This is a genomic window from Candidatus Cyrtobacter comes, assembly GCF_034470605.1.
Taxonomy (GTDB): Bacteria; Pseudomonadota; Alphaproteobacteria; order Rickettsiales; family Midichloriaceae; genus Cyrtobacter; species Cyrtobacter comes.
In genome coordinates this window covers 1-1,322 of the sequence record NZ_JARGYT010000135.1, presented here as the reverse complement: position 1 = coordinate 1,322, position 1,322 = coordinate 1, and the positions used below count along the sequence as shown (strand labels likewise).

The 1,322-nt window shown below is 35.6% G+C and carries 2 protein-coding genes; both read left to right on the top strand.

The features are described from left to right. Window positions 1-114: 114 nt before the first annotated feature. The gene (locus Cyrtocomes_RS06020; protein ID WP_322498283.1) at window positions 115-906 is read left to right on the top strand and encodes a lasso peptide biosynthesis B2 protein; all 792 of its coding nucleotides are present in this window, start codon (window positions 115-117) and stop codon (window positions 904-906) included. Between the two features lie 18 nt (window positions 907-924). Continuing rightward, window positions 925-1,236 carry a hypothetical protein gene (locus Cyrtocomes_RS06015; RefSeq protein WP_322498282.1) on the top strand — a complete coding sequence of 104 codons (312 nt, stop codon included), beginning with the start codon at window positions 925-927 and terminating at the stop codon, window positions 1,234-1,236. Window positions 1,237-1,322 lie beyond the last annotated feature (86 nt).

Here is a 1,322-nt window from a genome sequence, read left to right as displayed (position 1 = left end):
GAAACAACCTTTTATCCATCTAAATACCATATTTATCGCCTCCAATATAATATTGCATCTTTTCCATTATTTGGCAAAACCTTTGTTAACAGTGCCTAATGATATTTCGTGAGAATGCTTTTTTTTGAATGGACTCCATATGTATATGGGGCTTTTTATAGGGATAGTATAGTAATGCTGAAAGTCGATACTAATAAGTATCTCGCGCTAGATCCCGATACTAGCAAGTATATGCGCTTTATTTTAAACACCGCATTCAGCTTTGATGGCAATGTTTATTCTGCAGAAGGAGTGGTAAATTCTCCTATAAAGGAAGATAATACAAGCTGGGAGACTGATAATACTATCATATTTAGTAAACTAAACGATTGCATCAATACATTCTTAAAAGAGGGATTAATAGAAATTGCATCTAGTGAACTCAGAAAGAATAGGGTAGCAGTTCCAAAACAGAATACTGGCCTTGCTGTACAGGAGTGGTTTCCTAAAAGTCATGGCGTACCACTTGATAAAGTTCTTATGATGAAGGGGCTCTATTACCTATATAAAGCCCATTCTGCTATAAAACGCCATAATATTGAGGGAATTGTTCAATTATTACAGAAATTTTCTTATAAGGCGCAACCAGGCCATCATTCTATGGAGCATTCCAAACTAATGAGCAGGGCCATGGATCAGGCATGTACATTTTATCCTCGTAAAACACTCTGCTTGCCATACGCGGCAGCGCTTACAATAATGCATTTTGCACACGGCTATGATTGCGATTTCATCATCGGCGTACAAAGCATACCATTTCATTCTCATGCATGGGTTGAGGTTAATAATAATGTTTTAACTGATAACGAAGAACTAAAAGAGAAGATGGCTTACATATTACGAATCAATCACTCTGGGATATATTAATTTAAATTAAGGACTAATATGATATTATTTGGTGGTGGGGTATATTCTGGCTCTTCAGAGCCAGTAGATAGTATATTATCTTATACAAAGAACGGAATCGTATCTGATGAGACCGCTTTAGAGTTTGATAACTTTAAGATCGTTGCGGGCAGTAGGGATGATGCAAGAAGCATGCATTCAATAATTAAGCTAAGAGATGGATTTATACTTGGATTTCTTTTTGAAAAAAGAACTAATAAAAAAGTTACATCCTTTAGCGATGATTTAGTAAGAAAAATAATAGAATCAGATGGCAAATACCTAGGCACTGTTAACAAAGGTTGTATTTAATAGATGCTAAAGCTATAAAGGCAAGGAAAGAGAGATCGGATTTCTCAAATCGTAATGCTAAGCGTCGATTTTCTTTGAGTTTAGCG